The organism is Streptomyces sp. NPDC102278 (assembly GCF_044766345.1).
Lineage (GTDB): Bacteria > Actinomycetota > Actinomycetes > Streptomycetales > Streptomycetaceae > Streptomyces.
Genome location: NZ_JBIWLV010000002.1, coordinates 229,321 through 250,041, shown reverse-complemented (window position 1 = coordinate 250,041; position 20,721 = coordinate 229,321). Strand labels below are relative to the sequence as shown.

Here is a 20,721-nt window from a genome sequence, read left to right as displayed (position 1 = left end):
TGACACCCGGCTGGCGGAGCAGATCGAGGGCAGAAGGGCAACGACACGGAGGGAGGTTCCGAATGCCCGGAATCCACAGATGGCTCGACCGCGTGAAAGAAGGCGCGACCGCGCTCGGCGAGCGCCGCGCGCAGGCCCAGGCGCGCCGCGACGCGGAGTACGGGGAGGACGCGCAGGAGGAGCGGGCGGCGGAGGCCCGACGCGCCCGCCCCCGTACGCCGGACCCGGCCGTGGCGGTGCCCTGGAGCATTCGGGTGGCGGCCGAGGCGGGCTGGCGGTTCCTGGTGCTCGCGGCCACGCTGTGGGTGCTGATGCGGGTCATCGGCGCCGTCCGCCTGGTCGTCCTCGCCTTCGTCGTCGCGCTCCTGGTCACCGCGCTGCTCCAACCGACGGTCGCCCGGCTGCACCGCAGCGGCCTGTCCCAGGGCCTGGCCACCGCGGTCACCGCGATCTGCGGATTCATCGTGCTGGGTCTGGTCGGCTGGTTCGTGGTCTGGCAGGTGCTCGACAATCTCGACACCCTCTCGGGGCGCCTCCAGGAAGGCATCGAGGAACTGAAACAGTGGCTCCTCGACAGCCCGTTCCACGTCACCGAGCAGCAGATCAACGATGTCGCGAAGAACCTGAGCGACGCGATCGGCACCAGCACCAGCGAGATCACCACCAAGGGCCTCCAGGGCGTGACCGTGCTGGTGGAGATCCTCACCGGCATGCTGCTGGCGATGTTCTCCACGCTCTTCCTGCTGTACGACGGCAAGCGCATCTGGCAGTGGACGCTCAAGCTGGTCCCGGCCGTGGCCCGGCCGGGCGTGGCCGGAGCCGGCCCGCGGGCCTGGCGCACGCTCACCGCGTACGTACGCGGAACGATGATCGTCGCTCTGATCGACGCGCTGTTCATCGGCATCGGCATCTACCTCCTCGGGGTGCCGCTCGCCGTGCCCATCGGCGTGGTGATCTTCCTGGCGTCGTTCGTGCCGCTGGTCGGCGCGGTGGTGTCCGGGGCCCTGGCGGTGGTCGTCGCACTCGTCACCCAGGGCGTGTTCACCGCGCTCATGGCCCTGCTGGTGGTGCTCGCGGTCCAGCAGATCGAAGGGCACATCCTCCAGCCCTTCATCCTGGGACGGGCCGTACGCGTCCACCCCCTGGCCGTGGTCCTGGCCGTCGCGACCGGCGGACTGGTCGCGGGGATCGGCGGCGCCGTCGTCGCCGTGCCGCTGGTCGCCGTCGCCAACACCGTGATCGGTCACCTGCGCGCCTACGCGGGAGACGAGAACGACGAGCCCCCGTCCGAGGACGGGACGCAGGCCGGGACGCGGTCGGGAACGGAGAGCGGGCCGGAACCGACGGCCGAACCGGGGCCGACCGCCACCGCCGGCGGCCCCGCCTGAGGTGTGGGCCCGAGGTGTCCGCGGGCCGGGGCCGTCGCGCGCGTGGTCAGTAGCGCAGGGCGGTCCCGGTCTCGGCCTTCACCTCGCCCGAGAGGCTCCGGGTGCTGCGGGCGGCGCCCTTGCCGGTCGCGCCGGCGGCCACGTCCGCGAGGGTCACCACGACCGTGTCCAGCAGGTTGCCCCCGCTGTCGCGGAAGTTGACCTGGACGGCGAAGGACTTCTGGTCCCCGGCGGTGTTGGACACCGTCACGGGGACGGTGGTGCGCCCGTCGGCGTCCCGGGCGACGGCCCCGAGGGTCACGTCGTTCTTCGCGTTCGCCCCGTCCTTCACCCCGTCGAGCTTCTTCTTCGCCTCGGCGGCCGCGGAGTCCAGACCCGCCCCGACCGACTGCACCGCGGACGCCGCCTTCGATGCGACGTCGGACGGAGTGCCGCTGTCGGAACACCCCGTCGCGCCGGCGGCGAGACCCGCGAGGACGACCAGCGAGAGGGTGCGCGTCCACACACGGTTCATTCGGCTCTCCATCCATCGGTGACGGTTCGGCAACGCCATGATGGGTCCCCGAGCCGGGAGCCGGCGGCCCCGTGTGCGGGTGTCGCGGTGAACCCCACTGATGGCGCCGGCGCGAGCCCGGGTCGCGGGGCCGGAGCACCGATCAGGAGCCGATCGCCCCCAGCACGACGGCGAGCCCGAAGAGAACCGCGATGTGCGCGGCCACCAGGGGGAACCACTGCCCGGGGCCCATCCGGAAGCGGGCCCGGACCAGCACCGTCCATTCGTGCGACACGGCCAGGAGCGCGAGGACGAGCAAGGGCAGCCACAGGGCCGTCCACCAACCGTCCGTGCCACCGAGCCGCACTGCCGCGAGGAAACCGCCGCCGAGCAGGACCGCCACGTCCCAACCCGGCTTCTCCGCGGGCGCCTCGACTTCGTTCCCCGGCTTCCGCGCAGTCGTGTCCATGGAAGCCGAAGGTACACGCCGCCACGGCGGAGCCGGGGCGCGGGATCAGCCCAGCGGCTTGTCCAGGACCGCCTTGAGGTGGCTGAAGGTGGCGATGGACCAGTGGCCGTGGTAGTTGCCCATGCCGCTTTCGCCCACCCCGCCGAACGGGAGGTCGGAGACGGTCAGATGGGCCACGGGAAGACCGAACGTGAGCCCACCCGAGGAGGTCTCGCGGGTGAGGCGCTCCCGCGTGGTCTGCGACTCGGTGAAGGCGTACAGGGCCAACGGCTTGTCCCTGCCGCCGATGAACGCGATGGCCTCGTTCAGCCCGGCCACCTCCACCACCGGCAGGATCGGCCCGAAGATCTCCTCGCTCATCACGGCGGAGTCCGGGGCCACCTCGGCCAGCACCGTCGGAGCGATGTACCGTGCCGCCCGGTCGTGATCGCCGCCGACCACCGTGCGGCCTGACGCCAGCAGGCCCGTCAGGCGGTCGAAGTGACGGTCGTTGACGATGCGGCCGTACGCGGGGGAGGCGGCCGGGTCGTCCCCGTACAGCGCGTGCACGGCGTCGGTGAGGGCCTTCTCCAGCTCCCGCGCCGTCTCGGGGTCGGTGAGGACGTAGTCGGGGGCGACGCAGGTCTGCCCCGCGTTCATGAACTTCGTCGACGCGAGCCGGGCGGCCACGACGGACAGGTCCGTGCCGCGGTCGACGAACGCGGGCGACTTGCCGCCGAGTTCCAGTGTCACCGGTGTGAGGTGCTCGGCCGCGGCACGCATCACGATCCGGCCGACCGTGCCGTTCCCGGTGTAGAAGATGTGGTCGAAGCGCTGCGCCAACAGCTCCGTCGTCTCGGGGACGCCTCCTTCGACGACGGCGACCGCGTCGGTGTCCACGTACAGCGGCAGCAGTTCGGCCACGGACCTGGAGGTGGCCGGGGCCAGCTCGCTGGGCTTGGCGAGGACGCAGTTGCCCGCCGCGAGCGCGCCGATGACCGGGGCCAGCAGCAGTTGGAGCGGGTAGTTCCACGGGGCGATGACCAGGACCACGCCCAGCGGATCCAGCACGGTGTGGGCGGTGGCCGGGCTCAGCCGCTCGGGAACAGCCACCGGCTGGGGGCGGAGCCACTGCGCGAGGTGGTCCAGCGTGTAGTCGATCTCCCGCACGACGAAGTCGATCTCGGTGCGGTAGGCCTCCTCGCGCCCCTTGCCGAGGTCCGCGTGGAGCGCTGTGGCCAGCTCGTCCCCGCGTTCCTTGAGCAGGGCGCGTACCGCGCGGAGCTGCGTCGTACGCCAGGCGAGCGACTTCGTGCGACCGGAGGCGAAGCCGGCGCGCAGGCGCTCGACGGTCTCTGCGGGCTGCTCCGAAGGGTGGTTCGACATGCGGTGACTCCTGAGGGAAAGGCCAGGCCGGGCGTTGCCGTCGCCGGACGTGCGGATCTGCGGCGATCGTCGAGCGGGCGCGCGTCCGGCCCCGTCCGGGGAGGAACGGCACACCGCGCCGATCGATGTATATAGCAACTAGTGTGGCCGGATTATTCCGCTCGAAACGGCTCCCCGGGTCGCGGGGGAGGGGCGCGGCCGCCGGCGCGAGGCGCGTCGAGGCCGCCGCTCCGTCCGCCGCTACCGCTTGCCCGCGTCGGACTCCAGGGCGGCCTTGAGGTTGCGCAGGGTGACGCGAATGTTCCGGCGCTGGAAATCGGCGAAGGTGTGGCCGCCCGTAGCGATCTTGTCGAAGACGTTCGCGACGAGATCCGGCCACGAGCGGCGGTCGTCGGTCCAGGTCTCCGTCACCCTCGTCCCCTCGGGGACCGCCTCGAACCGGTACTCCCAGGTCGCGATGGGACCGCGCAGGCGCGGCCGCTTCAGCCCGATGGAGTGGACCCGGAAACGGAACAGCTCGTCCTGGTCCGCGGCGATCACCGTGCAGCGGGTGGTCCAGCGGAAGGCGCCGCGCTTGTTGTGCCCGTCGAAGACCGTCCCGACCGGTACGGGGCCCGGCTCGCGGGTGAGGGTCGCCCCCAGGTTCTCGGGGCTCCAGCGGCCCATGAGCGAGGGGTCGCACACGTGCCGGTACACCGTGGACGGGGCGGCCTCGATGATGACGCTGTCGGAAACGCTGAGCAGGCGGGTCATGGAACTCCAATCCTCGGAGACCGACGTTACCGCCTGGTAGCCGACGGCTGGGAGGTGACCCCGGCCCGGCGACCTCGGTCGGCGGTGGGGACCGGGCTCAGCCGGCGGTGCGGACCGGGAAGGTGAACGCGTACCCGTGCTCCGCGAACCACGGCAGGAGCGTGCGCAGGACCCCCGCCGGCCTGAACTCGCCGTCCATCAGCCTTGTTTACGCGCTCACAGCGGGATTCACGCGGCCTTAGCCTGTCGCGCATGCCCTTGTTCCGCAGAGCGAAGAAGGTCGCCGCATCCGCCGACACCGGGCTGCCCGTCCCGCCGTGGTGTCCCTGGTTCGGGCCGGCCGAATGGCAGTCGTTCCTGGCCCTCCTCAATGGACTCTTCCTCGACGGGGACGGCTCCGACCAGCCCATGCGGTTCGGCGCCGAGCGTCACCTCCAGCTCGGCATCGGCAGCGGGCTCCCGTTGGACCTGGCGGAGATCGCCCAATTGGTCCGGCCGCTGCCCCGGGAACAATGGCGCGAAGCCGCCGTGCGGCACCTCAACGCTCTCCTGGAGCTCGGCGACCGCCGCGTCGCCCTGCACGCGGCGGGCTTCGAGGAGGTCCGTCCGCTGCTGCTGCCGCGGGTCGTGCCCGCCCGCACCGTCGCCGAGGACTTCGCGCTGGTCCGACCCATGACCGAGGACCTGGCGGTGGTCCTGGTGATCCGGGTGGACGGCGACCGCTCGTCCCCCGTGCCGGCGTCGCAGTTCCGCTCGTGGAACGTCGACGCGGACGAGGTGTGGGCGGTGGCCGAACGCAACCTCGCCGCCGAACCCGTCACCCGGGACGACAGCGGCGCGGCCAACCCCATGGTCTCCGTGACCTGCGAGACCGGCTTCACCTGCACCCACCTGCTGCGGGCCGGCGACCTCCTGGGCCGCCCCGCCCCCCTGGGCATCCTCGCCATGGTGCCGCACGAGGGATTCCTGTACTTCCAGGCCGTCGACGGACCCGACCTGCACTCCCAGCTCGTCGGCTACTCCACCGTCGTGCTCGACAACTGGGAGAAGGCCCCGCCCGAACAGCGGCTGAGCCCGAAGGTGCTGTGGATCCACGACGGCGGGGTCGAGGCCGTGGGCGTGGAGCCCGCGCCGCCGGGCAGCGGACGCCCCGGGGTGATCACCGGGTCCGCTTCCTTCATCGCCATGCTGTCGTCGTTCCGACCGCCGGACCCGCAGCCCTGACCGCTCCCCGCCCGGCGCCGGACTGGGACACTGGGACCGTGTCGTTCCCCCGCGAACCCGTCCGCAGCGAGCCGCCCTTCTCCTCGACGCGTCCGCTGCTGACGCAGTCCTGGCTCGACCTCGCGTTCCTGCACTGGCCGGTGGACCCGGCGGACGTGGCTCCGCTGCTGCCGCCCGGGACCGTCCCCGACACCCTCGACGGCGTCACGTACGTCGGCCTCATCGCCTTCCGAATGGATCGCGTCGGCTGGCTCGGGCTGCCCGGCGTCCCGTACCTCGGATCCTTCCCGGAGACGAACGTACGCCTGTACTCGGTGGACGCCCGGGGACGGCGCGGGGTCGTCTTCCGCTCCCTGGACGCCTCGCGCCTGATGTCCGTGGCGGTCGCCCGTACCGCGTTCCGGCTTCCCTACCAGTGGTCGCGGATGTCCGTCGACCGCACCGGTGACATCGTCACGTACACAGGTGTGCGCAAGTGGCCCGGGCCTCGGGGGGCCCACTCGAGGATCGCCGTCCGCGTCGGCCAACCCATTGAGGAGCCAACGGAGTTGGAGCACTTCCTCACGGCACGCTGGTGCCTGCACAACGACTTCCCCGGTGGCCCGCTGCACCTGCCCAACACCCACCCCCGCTGGCCGCTGCACCGAGCGGAGCTGCTCGAATGCCGGGAGGACCTGATCACCGCGGCCGGTCTGCCCGCCCCGGTCGGCGACCCGGTCAGCGTCCTGTACTCACCCGGGGTGGCGGTCCGCTTCGGGCGCCCCACCCGCATCGCGGCGGGCTCGCGCCCCCGCCGGTGACGCCGGGACTCAGGACGCGGACGGCGAGGGCGCCGTCGGCGGGTGCCGCAGGAGGTACAGGCCCGTCCCCGCGGCCAGCACCGTCGCGCACACGGTGAACGTCAGCCCGGCACCCACCAGCCCGAGCCACAGCGTCAACGCGCCCACGCCGACCACCGGGAGCGAGATGCCCGCGTACGCCACCACGAAGAACGAGGAGATCGTGGCGCCCCGGTGCGCGGGCGGCGCGGCGTCGCTCACGGCCGTCAGCGCGGCGCGGAAGGCCATCCCCTGACCCAGCCCCCCGCACACCGCCCCCGCCACCAGCAGCGGCATCGACTCGGTCCACAACGAGGCTCCCACCAGCAGGAGACCGACCACCAGCACGAGGCAGCCCAGCGGCAGCGCCCGCCCCACGGGCATGCGCCCCACCAGGACCTGGCCGATCGTCGAGCCGAGGAACACGGTGAAGACCACCAGACCGGCCGTGGCGTGGTTGACCACCCCCAGGGTCTCGGACACGAAACTCGGCGCGATCGAGGTGAACAGCCCGAGCAGCGCGAATCCGGCGAACGCCGCGAGCGCGCACGGCACGAAGACGCCGCGGATGTCCGGCGGGACGGACAGGCCCTGCGGCTTCAGGGGAGGCAGGCGCAGGGGGTGCTCGACCGTCTCCGGCAACAGCAGCACGATGGCGCAGGCGAAGGACAGCAGTACGAGATGCGCCAGGAACGGCAGGACCAGCGGCAGCGGCGCGTACTCGGCCAACACCCCGGCCAGCAGCGGACCACAGCCCAGACCGCCCATGTTGGCCGCGGTCGCGGCCAGCCCCGCGCGCCTCTTGTGCTCGGGGGACGCCAGTTCCAGGACGGTGACCGTACCCACGCCGCTGAGCAGCCCCGCCGAGAAGCCCGACAGCACGCGGCCCGCGAACAGCAGCGGGAGACCGCCCTCCAGCAGGAAGCAGACCGCGCTCAGCGCCGACAGCCCCAGCGCGTACAGCAGTACGGGTCGACGGCCCGCCGTGTCCGAGTAGTTGCCGGCGACCAGCAGGGTGACGATGACCCCGACGGCGTAGGCGGCGAAGACCAGCGTCACCATCAGCTCGGAGAAGCCGAGCTCCTGCCTGTACAACCCGTACAGGGGGGTGGGGAGCGTCGTGCCGGCCATGCCGATGGCGAACACCACCGCCGCGCTCAGGTACCCGAGCCGTCGCCGGTCGCGCCCACCGGCCGGGCTGATCTTCGCTGCCATGGAGCACACCCTAGGAGCGCGGGGCCGCAAAGCCCGGAACGCCCCGTGCGCGCATGTCGGCGGGCGGCGCGGGCAAGCGGTGGGACACAGACTTTTCGGAGCCGCATGGCGGAGGTGTTGAGGGTGACGGGTGCGAGGGTTCTCGAATTTTTCCCCGCCGGTGGTCCGCGCGGAAGCTGGCCCGCCGAGGAATCCGCCGCGCGGCGCCGCGCCCGCGGCGAGACGGTGCGCGTCGTGATGGACCTGGACCAGGACGCCTTCCTCGTGGTGGCCCAGGACCAGGACGCGGGCGCCCTCACGGGCTGAGGCCCGCCCCCGGCGGCGGCTTGGCGGCGGCGTCCGACGGCGCCCGGTCACCGCCGCTCACGCGACACCCTCCACCGTGGCCGGGGCACGGTTTCGGCCCCCGGGCAACGGACGTCCCGACAGGGCGTCCGCGTCCCCGGCCACCGGGTTCGGCGCCAACACGATCACCGAATCCTCCGCCCCCAACCGCACCCGCTCCCGCTTGTCCGGGTTGATCCGGACCCCGTACGAAGGGCCCCGCTCGCCGCCCTCGTGGAGCCGGAACCCGATGACGCAGTGCCCCTGCCGCAGACCGGACTCCACCACCGTCGCGAAGGTGACCTCACGGTCGGGCAGCACGTACCCCGTGGCGGGTTTCAGATGGAGGGTGTCACCGCCGACCGTGAACAGCCTGTCGAAGACGTCGGCGAGGTGGGGATTCTCCGCGATCTGCGTCATCAACAAGCTGATCAGCCTGCCACCGACGATGAAATCGGCTCCTTCCCGGGCCGGGGCGAGCAACCGGTTGCGGTCGTCGGTCATCTCGGTCACGACCGCCAGTTCACGGCCGGACGCCTCCTCCAGCGCGCGCAGGTGGAGCAGGGTCACCAGCGTCCTGTCGTCACCGCCGAGCGCCCCGGGCGCCGTGGCCACGTCGTCGTACCCGAGGACGATGACCCGGTCGAAGGAGAGCACGTCCAGCTCGTCGAGGATCCGCGGGTCGGTGATGTCGCCGCTGTGGACGGTGACGCGCAGCCGGCGCCCCGACGACCGCGCGCAGCTGCCGGCCTCCTTCAGCGGCCCCTCGCCCTCCGCCATGACCACGAGGGTCGAACCGTCGGGGACACAGCGGTCGAGTTGCCCGACGACGAGCGGGGCACGGTGGTTCCACCCGAGCAGCAGGAACCGTTCCGGGGGCAACGTCGTCGTGTGCGGCACCACGATCGCCTCCTCGTCCACGGCGGGCGGCCGGTCCGCCCTGGCCGCCGTGTCGTCGTCCTCGGTGATCAGCACGATCCGGTCACCGGCCCCGAGGACACTGTCGGCGGCCGGGTTGAGTTCGACGCCGCCCGCGCCGCGCAGGACGCCGACGACGCTGGAGGTGTCGTACGCCAGCAGCAGGTCACCGAAGGTGCGCCCGACCAGGGCCGGTTCCTCGACCATGTAGATCTCGTCGCCGGCGAAGTCCAACAACTCCTGGTAGACGAGGGAGAGTCCGGGCTGGCACGAGGTCTGGGCGATGAGGCGGGCGGTGATGTCCTCGATGTTCAGCACCCGGCCGTGGGCCCCAGCGGCCAGGTCCGCCGCCCGGTGGTGGCGGCCGTCGCGCACCGCGGCGACGACGGAGGGGCGGCCCCGGCCGCGTACCGCCGCCTCCAGCGCCAGGAGCGTCTTCACCACGTGCGCGTCTCCGTCCTCGCCCTCGTGGGTCAGGACCAACACGGCGCGTGCGGTCTCGGGACTGACCAGGGAGATGACGGCGGGGTCGGTGGTCACACCGCTGCGACAGATCAGCCGGGTGTGACCGAGGCGGCCGAGCGCGGTGTCGATCTCGTCCTCCATCTCCGCCTTGTCCTTCGGCCCGAGGACGGCGATGACGGCCCTGCGCTGGTTGGAGTTGGCGACGGTCAGCTCCGAGACGATGGGGAAGACCTGATCCGACCAGCCGAGGAGGACGGTGTGCCGCGCCTCCAGGACCGTGGACCGGCCGCGTCGCAGGGCCAGCACCTTGTCGTTGAGGCCGGTGGTGATCAGGCTGACGAGGGTGGAGACGAACAACAGCGCCACCAGGGCCAACAGGACCGAGATGACGACGTACAGGGGGCTGCCGACGGCGCCCCCGATCTTCAGGGTCTGGCCGACGCTCACCCAGACGGCGACGAGCTGCCCGGACCAGGTCCTCGGCGCGTCCTGGTCGGCCCAGACCAGCGCGATGCTGGCCGGGATCACGATGGCCAGACACATCAGGGTGAGCCAGCCGATGAGCAGCGCGCTCCCGCGCGCCACGATGGTGTCGAACCAATAGCGGGTACGCGGCCAGGTGGGGTCGGCGCGTTGTTCCGTCGTCCTGCGACCTGTCAACCGGGGTTCCTCGGTCAGCTGCCGGTGCCGGGTGCGCGCGTCGCGTCTCCGACTGCCCGGCATCGGTGGGTTTGTGCAGGACGCAGGCTAGTCCGCCCGGACGACGCGAACGCGGCACCGACGCGGAATCCGCCCATCGCGTGACGTGTCGATCTTGAGTTCGGGCCCTGTGTGCGGCCAGGGCCCGAGGCGCGTAGGAACGCTCACGAGGGGCATGAGCGGGCCGTGGCCTCGAACACTCCCCGCACCGCTCCCCGCACCACCCCGGCGATCCCGGGGAACGGCGCCGTCGCGCTCGCCGTGCGCACCCGCTCCGCCCTGCGCGACACCGCGGTGCGCGTGTGGAACGACAACGTCGCCGACTACGCCGCCGCCCTCACCTACTACGCGGTCCTGGCACTGGTGCCCGCCCTGCTTGTCTCGGTCTCCCTCGTGGGTCTGGCCGGTCCGGGCACCCGCGAGCGGCTGATCCTGGACCTCACCTCCTACGCCCCGCCCCAGTCCGCTGCCACGCTCCGCGAGGTCCTCGACTCCCTGACCGCGGATCCGTCCTCCATGTGGCTGCTGCTCGCCGGCGGCATCGTGAGCGCCTTGTGGTCGGCCTCCAGCTACCTCGCGGTCTTCCGCCGCGCGCTGCACGCGATGTACCGCCTTCCCGACACGCGGCCGCCCCTGCGCGCCGCCCACGTCCTCGTCCTGACCGCCGCGCTGCTGCTGGGACTGCTGGTGACCGGAGCGGCCAGCCTGGTCGCCTCGGGGCCCTTCGCCCGCCGCGTCGTGGCCGCCGCGGGCTACGAGGGAGTGGACACCATGGCCGTGCTGCGCTGGCCGACCCTGCTCGTCATCGCCATCTCGCTCATCATGATCCTCTTCCGCACGGGTCCCGCGCGCGCCCGGGGAACCCGCCGCGGCCTTCCGGGCGGAGCGCTGGCGGCCGTCCTCTGGCTCTCCGCCTCGGCGCTCTTCACGCTCTACACCGAGTTCGGCACCTACAGCCGGCTCTACGGTTCGCTCGCCGGGATCGTGGTCTTCCTCATCTGGCTCTGGTTCACCAACCTCGCCCTGCTCACCGGCGCCCAGTTCAACGCGGTCCTGGCCCGTGACACGTCACGGTCGGAAACCGACGCCTGCGTGACCCCCGCCGTGTCCTGACCACCGCGCCGGCCGCGGCCGACGAGGTCGTGTCCGCGCGGGTGACGCATCGTTTGTGTGGGCATGGCTCCGAAGCACTCCACGATCACCGGCACGGCTCGCCACCGCGGCGCCGACGACGGCATCCTGGCCACCCGCGTTCCCCGACAGGCGATCCGCGCGGGCGCCGAGGGGGCGCCCCTGTTCGAGGAACTCGCCCGCGAATGGACGGCGCGGGGCGCCACCGTGCCGGGCGAACCGGATCCCCTCTGGCAACGGCTGGTCTCCTGGGAGCACCTCCAGCGCGAGATCGCCGACACGGTCCGCAATCTCCACCTGCGCGGCGCCGACCCCTCACCCGCACTCCCGCCGCCCGCCGGCGGGACGCGGCGACGCGCGCGCTGACGGGGGCCCCGAAGGCTGACTTCCGGCTCCCCAGCGGTCCGTGAGCGTGAGCGTGGGCGAGCGGCGCGTGGACGCGGTTTCAACGAGTGTCGGGGTGCGGCCCCCGTCGCGACCCTGATGGCCAAGGCCGCACCCCGTACCAACGAACGTACCCCGAAACGGCCGGCGTGTGCGTTCGGGGTGCGTTCACCCACGTCAGAGCGTGCTCGATCGCCCCGTGTCCGCGGCGGTGCGACGGAACGGGAGCCGACGGGAGGCCGCCTTCGCTAGCGTGTCGGCCCGGAACCCCTGGAGGACGCATGAGCGCACGGCCCGAGTACGCGCCCGCCCTGCCGCCGGCACCCGCCCCCACGGCGGCGGCCGAACTGCTCGCCCGCATCCGGGCCGACCGCCACGCGGAGCGCTGGGAGCCGGCCTTCGCACGTGACTGGGAGCAGGCCCTGGAGTACGCCCGCCACAGTTACAGCCTCTCCCCGCTGCACGACGTGGTCCGCACCTGGCAGGTCCGCCTCGCCGCCGCTCCGGCCGTCGACGCCTTCCTGGCCGCGGACGGGGACGACGGCGACGGCACCGCCCTCGAAGACCTCCTCGGGACCCGCCGGTGAGCGGTTGGCCGGTGCGATTGTCCCCGCAGGCGGCGAAGGCCCTCGCGGTGCTTCCCGAGTACGCGGTGGAGATCGTCCGTGACGTCCTCGACATCGCCGCCCGCGACCCCTGGTCCTTCCCGGCCTTCGACAACCGGGACCCCGAGGGGGAGGACGTCCGCTCCGCGACGATCGGGCAGCTCGCCGCCGTGTACTTCGTCAACCGGTCCGCCGGCCGCCTCTACGTCATCGACGTCGTCTGGCTCGGCTGACCGTCCCGCGGGTCGTCGTCCCAGGTCCGCGCCCGGATGGGGGCCGCTTTGCCCAGCCTTTCGGAGGCGAAACGGCCACAGGTTTGCGGGATTGTAACGATCGAGAGGACGACGCGCAGGCGAAAAGCAGAAGTTACAGTCTTGTTATAGACGACTCGGCTGGGCTGACATGTCCTGATTCCCCACGATATGAAGATCGCCGGCAGGGTGGATTCGCGGCCCGCTCCGCGCCCGCATCAATACCATGCGGACCTTCCATCCGGAAGCTTGTGGACCCATGCATTTTTCTCTCGTGCTGGGTAACTTGCGTCGGCATGACCACTGCACATGCAGAACTGGACCGCAGCCGAAGCGGCTACCTGGAACTTCCCGGGGAGTTGCGCCTCGACAGCCCGGACGTGGAAGACGGAGCTTCCCTCTGGCGTATCGCTCGTGACTCGAAAGCCCTGGACCTGAACTCCTCGTACAGCTACCTCCTGTGGTGCCGTGACTTCGCCGGCTCCTCGGTGGTCGCCCGCGACGCGGGCGGACGGCCCGTCGGGTTCGTCAGCGGGTACCGTCGGCCCGAAGCCCCCGACACCCTGTTCGTCTGGCAGGTGGCCGTCGACGAGTCCCTGCGCGGACAGGGCGTGGCCGGAGCGCTGCTCGACGGCCTGTCGGTCCGCGAGGCGAAGAAGCAGGTCCTGCGCTGCGTCGAGACGACGATCACGCCCGACAACGCCGCCTCGGAGCGACTGTTCGCCTCGTACGCCGCACGCCACGGCGCGCCGCTGACCCGCGAGGTGCTCTTCACGCCCGGCGACTTCCCCGAGGCCGACGCACACGCTCCCGAGGTCCTGCACCGCATCGGGCCGCTGGTCTTCTGACCGTTTCCCGGCCCACCGGTCCCCACCGCCCGTTTCACGACACCTCCACGAGGCCGGCCGCGTCGCCGATCCGTCGCCACGCCACGCCACGTCGCAGCTTCGCACGCCGTACGTCGCACATTCACAAGGAGATTTCGTTGACCATCACCGAGCCGCTTCCGAGTGTTTTCGAGACCGTCGAGTCCGAGGTCCGCAGCTACTGCCGTGCCTGGCCGACCGTCTTCGAGAAGGCGAGCGGCAGCCGACTGTACGACGAGCGGGGGCGCGAGTACCTCGACTTCTTCGCCGGAGCCGGGTCGCTCAACTACGGACACAACCATCCCGTCCTGAAGCGCGCCCTGCTGGACTACATCGAGCGGGACGGCATCACGCACGCCCTGGACATGTCGACCACCGCGAAACGAGCCTTCCTGGAGAGCTTCCAGTCCAAGATCCTGGCCCCGCGCGGCCTCCCGTACAAGGTCATGTTCCCGGGACCGACGGGGACCAACGCCGTCGAGGCCGCGCTGAAGCTCGCGCGGAAGGCGAAGGGTCGCGAAGCGGTGGTCTCCTTCACCAACGCCTTCCACGGGATGTCCCTCGGCTCGCTCGCCGTGACCGGCAACGCCTTCAAGCGCGCCGGCGCCGGCGTCCCGCTGGTCCACACCACGCCCATGCCCTTCGACAACTACCTGGGCGGCCAGACGCCGGACTTCATCTGGTTCGAGCGGCTGCTGGAGGACCAGGGGTCCGGGCTGAACCAGCCCGCCGCCGTGATCGTGGAGACCGTCCAGGGCGAGGGCGGCGTGAACGTCGCCCGCCCCGAGTGGCTGCGACAGCTGGCGGACCTGTGCCGGCGCCGCGACATGCTGCTCATCGTCGACGACGTCCAGATGGGCTGCGGCCGCACCGGCGAGTTCTTCTCCTTCGAGGAAGCGGGCGTCACCCCCGACATCGTGACCCTGTCCAAGTCCATCAGCGGCTACGGCCTGCCCATGTCGCTCTGCCTGTTCAAGCCGGAACTGGACATCTGGGAGCCCGGCGAACACAACGGCACCTTCCGCGGCAACAACCCCGCCTTCGTCACGGCCACCGCTGCCCTGGAGACGTTCTGGCACGACGGCGGCCTGCGCGATCGCACGCTCCTCCAGGGCGCGCGGATCGAGCAGACGCTGAGCGAGATCTGCGCCGAGGACGGGCGCCCCGGAACGACCCACCGGGGCAGGGGAATGGTGTGGGGCCTCGAGTTCGAGGACACCGACCGGGCGACCGCCGTCTGCCGGCAGGCCTATGAGCACGGTCTCCTCGTCGAGACCTCGGGCCCCCAGAGCGAGGTGGTCAAGCTCCTGCCGCCGCTCACGCTGACCCCCGCCGAACTGGAAGAGGGTCTGGAAATCCTGACGCGCTCCGTCCGCGAGACGGCCTGACCACCACGCGCGTCGCATGTGAAGAGAGGTGAACGAAGAATGATCGTCCGTTCTTTCAAGGACATCGAGGGGACCGACCGGCACGTGAAGGCCGCGTCCGGGACCTGGGAGAGCAAGCGCATCGTGCTCGCGCGCGAGCGCGTCGGCTTCTCCCTGCACGAGACCGTTCTCTACGCCGGCACCGAGACGTCCATGTGGTACGCGAACCACGTCGAGGCCGTCGTGTGCACCGAGGGTGAGGCCGAACTCACCGACGAGGAGACGGGCGAGAAGTACCTCATCACGCCCGGAACCATGTACCTGCTCGACGGCCACGAACGGCACACCCTGCGGGTCGCACGGGACTTCCGCTGTCTGTGCGTCTTCAACCCGCCCGTCACCGGGCGCGAGGACCACGACGAGAACGGCGTCTACCCGCTGCTCACCGAGCCGCACAGCGCCTGAGAAGACGAGAGGAGAGGCGGGCAACATCATGATCACCACAACCGCGCGCACCACGGACACGTATCCGACCCGGGGATCCGAGGAGGTGCTGATCGGCCGTCAGGACCCCGTCGTCTGGTCGGCGCCCGGGACGCCGGGGCCGCTGTGGGGGCATGAGCTGGAGAGCTTCGAGCGACAGGGCTTCCACCCGGTGGACCAGCTGATCACCCCCGAGGAAGTCGACGTCTACCGGACCGAACTGGACCGTCTCGTCGCCGACCCGGCGATACGGGCGGACGAGCGCTCGATCATCGAGCCGTCCTCGGACGAGGTCCGCTCGGTGTTCGAGGTGCACCGGATCAGCAAGGCCTTCGCGCAACTCGCTGCGGATCCGCGGGTGGTGGGCGTGGCCCGGCAGATCCTGGGGTCGGACGTGTACGTGCACCAGTCCCGGATCAACGTGAAGCCCGGCTTCGGCGCGCGCGGCTTCTACTGGCACTCCGACTTCGAGACCTGGCACGCGGAAGACGGGCTCCCGCGCATGCGGACCGTCTCGGTGTCGATCGCGCTGACGCCGAACTACCCCACCAACGGCGGCCTCATGATCATGCCGGGGTCCCACCGGACCTTCCTCGGTTGCGCCGGAGAGACGCCCAAGGACAACTACAAGAGGTCCTTGCAGATGCAGGACGCGGGCATCCCCTCGCAGGAGGCGCTCTCGAAGTTCTCGGAGGCCTGCGGCATCAGGCTCTTCACCGGCCAGGCAGGCTCGGCCACCTGGTTCGACTGCAACGCGATGCACGGTTCCGGTGACAACATCACCCCCTACCCGCGGAGCAACGTCTTCTTCGTGTTCAACAGCGTGGACAACGCGCCCGAGGAGCCCTTCGCGGCGCCCGTCCGGCGCCCCGAGTTCATCGCCGCACAGGACGTCGTCCCGGTGCGCTGACCTCGGCGGAGCCACCCGCACGTGTGACCTCGCGGGGAACACCGTCGCCATCCGGCGCGGTGTTCCCCGCGGTCGTGCGCCCCGATCACCCTCCTGCCCTCTTGCGCGACCGCCGTCGAGCGGCTTTGGTGGCACGGGTTGCCACACAAGGCCGACGGGAAGGCGGGGTCCCCATGGCGGACAGCACGCGCATCGACACCCGGCGCGGCGAGGACCATACGCCGCGCAAGGCGAGTTGGCGGTACATCGGCCCCGGCATCGTCGTCGCGGCGACGGGCGTCGGCGCGGGTGACCTCGTCGCGACACTCATCGCCGGCGGCAAGTTCGGCTACACCCTGCTGTGGGCGGCCGTCATCGGCTGCCTCGTCAAGGTCTCCCTCGCCGAGGCGGTGGGCCGTTGGCACCTGGCCACCGGCCGGACACTCTTCGACGGCTGGCGCAGCCTCGGTCCCTGGACCACCGTCTACTTCGTCGGCTACGTGATCGTGTGGGGGTTCGTCTACGGCGCCGCCGCGATGTCGTCCAGCGCCCTCCCGCTGGCCGCCCTGTTCCCCGACGTCATGGACCTGAAGGGCTGGGCGGTGGTGTGCGGCCTGGTGGGACTGGTGTTCGTCTGGTTCAACCGCTACGCCGTCTTCGAGAAGGTCATGACCGTCCTGGTCGGCGTGATGTTCCTGGTCACGGTCTACCTCGCGATCCGGGTCACGCCCCAGCTCGACGAAGCCCTCGCCGGCCTGGTGCCCGTCCTCCCGGACGGTTCGCTGATCTACACGCTCGGCCTGATCGGCGGCGTCGGGGGCACCATCACGCTGGCCGCGTACGGCTATTGGGTCAACGCCAAGGGGTGGACCGACACGGGCTGGATGAAGGTGATGCGGCTCGACAACCGCGTCGCCTACGTCACCACCGGGATCTTCGTCGTGGCCATGCTCTTCGTGGGCGCCGAACTCCTGCACTCCTCCGGCGTCGCGCTCGCCAAAGGGGACAAGGGGCTGCTGGACCTCGGCGCGATCCTTGAGCAACGCTACGGGAACGCCACCGCCAAGCTCTTCCTGGTGGGCTTCTTCGCCACCTCGTTCACCTCGCTGATCGGGGTGTGGCACGGAGTGAGCCTGATGTTCGCCGATTTCACGTCGAAATACCGGCCCTCCCTCGTCCCAACCGGCACGGACCGCGAGAAGTCCCTGCCCTTCCGGGCGTACCTGCTCTGGCTCACCTTCCCGCCGATCGGCCTGCTCTTCCTGGACGAGCCCTTCGCCCTCGTCATCGTCTACGGGGTGATCGGCGCGTTCTTCATGCCGTTCCTGGCCCTCACCCTGCTCTGGCTGCTCAACTCCAGGCGGACGCCCGCCGAATGGCGAAACGGTGCGCTGAGCAACACGATGCTCGCGGGCGCCGGGCTGCTGTTCGTGGTCCTGTGCGTACAGCAGGTCCGAGAACTGCCCTGGTAGTCCCGCCGGCCACCGTCGCCCCGATGGAGCGGCTCCGCGTCCGGCGTCCTGTCGGCCGTCCAGTCGATCGGCGGGTCGGCCTTTTGGTGGCGTTCCTGGCCGTCACGTTCCTGCTCCCGAAGAAGGGGCGCCCGGAGGTCGAAGAGCACGAGGAACCCGCCGTCGCCGTCCCCGCACCCTGACGGACTACGCGTCCGGCGCCACTTCCCACAGGTGGCGCAGCGTGGTGAGGACGAGCGCGCACACCTCGTCCGGGTCGGCGCCCGTCAACGGCTCACGGGCCACGACCGTGCGCATCAGGCCGATGCCGAGCAGCCAGGCCATCGCCAGATCGGCGCGCAGGGCCCCGTCCGGTGCGTCGGAGAGCGAGGCCAGCGCCCGCTGGTACTCCCCGCCCAGCTCGCGCAGGGTCCCGGCCGCGTCCTCGCCACGCCCCACCGACCGCAGGTACACCTCCAGGGAACGGTCACCCGTGCCGGCGGCGCTGCTCGTGAGCATGGAGCGCAGCGCGGTCTCGAACAACTCCTCCGGAGGGGTGGCCCGCACCTGCTCCAGACCGCCCCGCGCGAGCACCTCCGCGAGCAGGCCCTGCTTGGAACCGAAGTAGCGGAACAGCAGCGCCTGGTTCGAGCCGGCCACCTCCGCGATGTCGCGGACGGTGGCCCGCTCGTACCCCCGCTCGGCGAACAGGTCGCGCGCCGCGTCGAGTATCCGGCGGCGGGTGGCCGAGGCGTCGCGGCGGCGCTCGCCCGCTCGCCCGCGGGTGGCTTCGTCCATCGTCGAGGTCCTCGCTCCGCCGTCTCGTCTTCGCTCCGCGTCGTGCGCCGGCGCGTTCCGCGCGCGCCGGTCGTCAGTCGGGGGCCTGTCAGGATAGCCACGCCGAGGCCCCGTTGACCGTCCGGATGGACCGTTCTACGTTTGTAAGCAGTCGCTTACATCTGGAGGCCGTGATGCCCGCACCGGACACCGACACCACCGCACCCCTGGCCTACCCCTTCAACTCCGCCGAGGGACTCCAACTCGCCGACGCCTACGAACAGGTTCGGGAGCGCCCCGGGCTGTTACGCGTCCAACTGCCCTACGGCGAGAGCGCCTGGCTGGTCACCCGCTACGCCGACGCCCGTCTCGTTCTCGGAGACCAGCGTTTCAGCCGCGCCGAAGGCGCCCGCCACGACGAGCCCCGCCAGTCCGAGGGACGCTCCGACAGCGGCATCCTCGCCATGGACCCGCCCGACCACACCCGACTGCGCTCCCTGGTGGCCCGCGCGTTCACCGTGCACCAGGTGGAGAAGCTGCGCCCCTGGGTACGCGAACTCACCGCGGCACTCCTCGACGACCTGGAGGCGGCGGGTCCGCCCGCCGACCTCGTGGACCGCTTCGCGCTCCCCCTTCCCGTGGCCGTGATCTGCCGCATGCTGGGGGTCCCCGAGGAGGACCGCCCCCGCTTCCGCGTCTGGAGCGACGCCGCCCTGTCGACCAGTTCCCTCAGCGCCGCCGAGTTCGAGGCCAACCGCGAGGAACTGCGCGACTACATGCGCACCCTGATCCACCATCACCGCGAACGGCCCCGGGACGACCTGATGACGGCGCTCATCGAGGCCCGCGACGGATCCGACCGACTCTCCGAGCTGGAACTGGTCGACCTGTGCGTGGGCATCCTGGTCGCGGGCCACGAGACCACCGCCTCCCAGATCCCCAACTTCACCCTCACCCTGCTGGAGCACCCGGAGCAGCTCGCCCTGCTGCGATCGCGACCCGAACTCGTCCCCAACGCCGTCGAGGAACTGCTGCGCTTCGTCCCGCTGGGCAGTGGCGCCAGTCAGCCGCGCTACGCCACCCAGGACGTGGAGGTCGGCGGCACCCTGGTGCGGGCCGGCACCCCGGTGCTGGTCGCCACCGGCGCCGCCAACCGTGACGCGCTGCGGTTCAGTGCCCCGGGCGTCCTGGACATCACCCGCGACGGCGTCCCCCACCTCGGCTTCGGCCACGGAGTCCACCACTGCCTGGGCGCCCCCCTGGCCCGCCTCGAACTCCAGGAGGCGTTGGTGGGACTCGTCACCCGATTCCCCGGTCTGCGCCTCGCGGGTGACGTGACGTGGAAGTCGCAGATGCTGGTCAGGGGCCCCCGCGTGATGCCGGTCGGGTGGTGAGCGCGATGCCCGGAAGGTGGACCGTACGCGCGGACCGGCAGTTGTGCATGGGCTCTGGGATGTGCGCCGCCGTCGCCCCCGAGGTGTTCGCCCTGGAGGACGAGAAGGCCTCGGTACGGCGGCCGAAGACGGGCGAGGACACGACCGTTCTGGACGCGGCGGACATCTGCCCGGCCCAGGCGATCACGGTGTCCGAGGCGGGGAGGGTGATCGCTCCGCGCCCGTAGGGCGTGTGGCGTGTGGCGTGTGGCGTGTGAGTGTCGCGACCGTACGGGGGCCGGTCCGCCCCGCGACGGGGCGTTCAGTGTCCGGCGGCGACCTTGACCAGGGCGACCGCGGTCCCGATGATCGCGTCCACGACCCCCGCCAGCAGGGCGAGAGCGGTAACGGCCCCCATGCGGATGCCCCCGTAACACCCCCAGGTGAACAGGCCGGCGACGTTCACCCCGGCCGCGATCAGCAGCGCGGTGTTCACGCTGATCGCGGTGAACGCCGCCACGGCGAGCAGGGTGAGGGGGCCCGCGGCGGACAGCAACAGGGGGCTGCTGACGGACAGCATGTGGCGCAGTTCGCGGCCGGTGGCGAAGCGGCCGTGGACGACGCGGTGAGCCTGCTGGTCCGCGACCAGGGCGGCCAGCCACAGGCCGACGGCGGTGGTCAGGATCGTGGCCGCCGCCTCGGCCGTGGTCGTGTGGCCGAAGCCGGCGAGACCGACCACCACCGAGATCATGGTGATCGTCGCGTACAGGCGCTCCTTGAGCCGCGCGGCGGCGAACAACGGTTCGTCGTCGAGGGCTTGATCGGGTGCGGGACCGTGAGCGGGGGACCCGGCCGCGGGGGTCTCGTCGTGGGCCATGGTGCACACCGTAGGGGCGGTGAGGCGTGGTGACCGGCAGGTGCGGGCGGGGCCGCAGGCCGTGTCCGGGCGATGGGCGACGGGCGACGGTGACGGGCGGTCGGCGCGGGACGCGGGGCCGGGGTCGGACCTCGAT

General features: G+C 71.4%; 23 protein-coding genes. 15 read left to right on the top strand and 8 right to left on the bottom strand.

All coding sequences use genetic code 11. The features are described from left to right. The first annotated feature begins 62 nt into the window (after positions 1 to 62). Positions 63 to 1,388: an AI-2E family transporter gene (locus tag ACIRO3_RS05975; protein ID WP_404132962.1), complete on the top strand. Its 1,326-nt coding sequence runs from the start codon at positions 63 to 65 to the stop codon at positions 1,386 to 1,388. 46 nt (positions 1,389 to 1,434) lie between these two features. Here ACIRO3_RS05975 and ACIRO3_RS05970 read toward each other — a convergent pair whose 3' ends face one another. From ACIRO3_RS05970 to ACIRO3_RS05955, 4 genes are all read right to left on the bottom strand, one after another. Then, positions 1,435 to 1,902 carry a hypothetical protein gene (locus ACIRO3_RS05970; protein WP_361975075.1) on the bottom strand — a complete coding sequence of 156 codons (468 nt, stop codon included), beginning with the start codon at positions 1,900 to 1,902 and terminating at the stop codon, positions 1,435 to 1,437. Positions 1,903 to 2,044: 142 nt separating this feature from the next. Next, a complete protein-coding gene (locus tag ACIRO3_RS05965; protein ID WP_361780773.1) occupies positions 2,045 to 2,350 on the bottom strand; it encodes a hypothetical protein in 306 nt (101 codons plus the stop codon). Between the two features lie 45 nt (positions 2,351 to 2,395). Further along, positions 2,396 to 3,715, bottom strand: a complete 1,320-nt coding sequence (locus tag ACIRO3_RS05960; protein ID WP_404132958.1) for an aldehyde dehydrogenase family protein — start codon at positions 3,713 to 3,715, stop codon at positions 2,396 to 2,398. A gap of 240 nt (positions 3,716 to 3,955) precedes the next feature. Beyond that, positions 3,956 to 4,468, bottom strand: coding sequence for an SRPBCC family protein (locus ACIRO3_RS05955; RefSeq protein WP_404132955.1), 513 nt, complete (start codon positions 4,466 to 4,468; stop codon positions 3,956 to 3,958). A 252-nt stretch (positions 4,469 to 4,720) separates the two neighbouring features. Here ACIRO3_RS05955 and ACIRO3_RS05950 point away from each other — a divergent pair, with 252 nt between their 5' ends. Both ACIRO3_RS05950 and ACIRO3_RS05945 read left to right on the top strand, forming a co-directional pair. Next, entirely contained in the window at positions 4,721 to 5,692 is a 972-nt protein-coding gene (locus tag ACIRO3_RS05950; protein ID WP_404132952.1) for a hypothetical protein, read from the top strand. A 38-nt stretch (positions 5,693 to 5,730) separates the two neighbouring features. Beyond that, a complete protein-coding gene (locus ACIRO3_RS05945; RefSeq protein WP_404132949.1) occupies positions 5,731 to 6,492 on the top strand; it encodes a YqjF family protein in 762 nt (253 codons plus the stop codon). A gap of 9 nt (positions 6,493 to 6,501) precedes the next feature. On the opposite strand, the gene ACIRO3_RS05940 is transcribed toward ACIRO3_RS05945, so the two are convergent. Continuing rightward, a complete protein-coding gene (locus ACIRO3_RS05940) occupies positions 6,502 to 7,725 on the bottom strand; it encodes an MFS transporter (RefSeq protein WP_404132946.1) in 1,224 nt (407 codons plus the stop codon). Positions 7,726 to 7,830: 105 nt separating this feature from the next. Here ACIRO3_RS05940 and ACIRO3_RS05935 point away from each other — a divergent pair, with 105 nt between their 5' ends. Beyond that, a complete protein-coding gene (locus tag ACIRO3_RS05935) occupies positions 7,831 to 8,031 on the top strand; it encodes a hypothetical protein (protein ID WP_361780791.1) in 201 nt (66 codons plus the stop codon). 57 nt (positions 8,032 to 8,088) lie between these two features. Here the strand turns inward: ACIRO3_RS05935 and ACIRO3_RS05930 are convergent, their stop codons facing one another. Continuing rightward, positions 8,089 to 10,092, bottom strand: a complete 2,004-nt coding sequence (locus ACIRO3_RS05930; protein ID WP_404132942.1) for an NAD-binding lipoprotein — start codon at positions 10,090 to 10,092, stop codon at positions 8,089 to 8,091. 225 nt (positions 10,093 to 10,317) lie between these two features. Here ACIRO3_RS05930 and ACIRO3_RS05925 point away from each other — a divergent pair, with 225 nt between their 5' ends. The 9 genes from ACIRO3_RS05925 (at position 10,318) to ACIRO3_RS05885 (ending at position 17,579) form a co-directional block, all read left to right on the top strand. Continuing rightward, positions 10,318 to 11,244: a YihY/virulence factor BrkB family protein gene (locus ACIRO3_RS05925; RefSeq protein WP_404132940.1), complete on the top strand. Its 927-nt coding sequence runs from the start codon at positions 10,318 to 10,320 to the stop codon at positions 11,242 to 11,244. Between the two features lie 63 nt (positions 11,245 to 11,307). Further along, entirely contained in the window at positions 11,308 to 11,628 is a 321-nt protein-coding gene (locus ACIRO3_RS05920; protein WP_361780800.1) for a hypothetical protein, read from the top strand. Positions 11,629 to 11,927: 299 nt separating this feature from the next. Continuing rightward, positions 11,928 to 12,233: a DUF6247 family protein gene (locus tag ACIRO3_RS05915; RefSeq protein WP_404132937.1), complete on the top strand. Its 306-nt coding sequence runs from the start codon at positions 11,928 to 11,930 to the stop codon at positions 12,231 to 12,233. Beyond that, the gene (locus tag ACIRO3_RS05910; protein ID WP_361780806.1) at positions 12,230 to 12,484 is read left to right on the top strand and encodes a hypothetical protein; all 255 of its coding nucleotides are present in this window, start codon (positions 12,230 to 12,232) and stop codon (positions 12,482 to 12,484) included. The genes ACIRO3_RS05915 and ACIRO3_RS05910 overlap by 4 nt, the downstream gene beginning before the upstream one ends. 314 nt (positions 12,485 to 12,798) lie before the next feature. Then, positions 12,799 to 13,350: a diaminobutyrate acetyltransferase gene (gene ectA, locus ACIRO3_RS05905; protein ID WP_404132934.1), complete on the top strand. Its 552-nt coding sequence runs from the start codon at positions 12,799 to 12,801 to the stop codon at positions 13,348 to 13,350. A 137-nt stretch (positions 13,351 to 13,487) separates the two neighbouring features. Further along, positions 13,488 to 14,756, top strand: coding sequence for a diaminobutyrate--2-oxoglutarate transaminase (ectB, locus tag ACIRO3_RS05900; protein ID WP_404132931.1), 1,269 nt, complete (start codon positions 13,488 to 13,490; stop codon positions 14,754 to 14,756). A gap of 39 nt (positions 14,757 to 14,795) precedes the next feature. Beyond that, complete coding sequence (locus ACIRO3_RS05895; RefSeq protein ID WP_267799288.1) at positions 14,796 to 15,200, top strand: ectoine synthase; 405 nt, start codon at positions 14,796 to 14,798, stop codon at positions 15,198 to 15,200. A 28-nt stretch (positions 15,201 to 15,228) separates the two neighbouring features. Then, a complete protein-coding gene (gene thpD / locus ACIRO3_RS05890) occupies positions 15,229 to 16,128 on the top strand; it encodes an ectoine hydroxylase (protein WP_361975044.1) in 900 nt (299 codons plus the stop codon). Between the two features lie 173 nt (positions 16,129 to 16,301). After that, positions 16,302 to 17,579, top strand: a complete 1,278-nt coding sequence (locus ACIRO3_RS05885; RefSeq protein WP_404132927.1) for an Nramp family divalent metal transporter — start codon at positions 16,302 to 16,304, stop codon at positions 17,577 to 17,579. A 186-nt stretch (positions 17,580 to 17,765) separates the two neighbouring features. On the opposite strand, the gene ACIRO3_RS05880 is transcribed toward ACIRO3_RS05885, so the two are convergent. Further along, positions 17,766 to 18,356 carry a TetR/AcrR family transcriptional regulator gene (locus ACIRO3_RS05880; protein WP_404132924.1) on the bottom strand — a complete coding sequence of 197 codons (591 nt, stop codon included), beginning with the start codon at positions 18,354 to 18,356 and terminating at the stop codon, positions 17,766 to 17,768. A 173-nt stretch (positions 18,357 to 18,529) separates the two neighbouring features. Between ACIRO3_RS05880 and ACIRO3_RS05875 the strand changes: the two genes are divergently transcribed. Continuing rightward, complete coding sequence (locus ACIRO3_RS05875) at positions 18,530 to 19,729, top strand: cytochrome P450 (RefSeq protein ID WP_404132921.1); 1,200 nt, start codon at positions 18,530 to 18,532, stop codon at positions 19,727 to 19,729. A 5-nt stretch (positions 19,730 to 19,734) separates the two neighbouring features. Then, entirely contained in the window at positions 19,735 to 19,956 is a 222-nt protein-coding gene (locus ACIRO3_RS05870) for a ferredoxin (RefSeq protein ID WP_404132919.1), read from the top strand. A 74-nt stretch (positions 19,957 to 20,030) separates the two neighbouring features. On the opposite strand, the gene ACIRO3_RS05865 is transcribed toward ACIRO3_RS05870, so the two are convergent. Then, complete coding sequence (locus ACIRO3_RS05865) at positions 20,031 to 20,585, bottom strand: hypothetical protein (RefSeq protein WP_404132917.1); 555 nt, start codon at positions 20,583 to 20,585, stop codon at positions 20,031 to 20,033. Positions 20,586 to 20,721 lie beyond the last annotated feature (136 nt).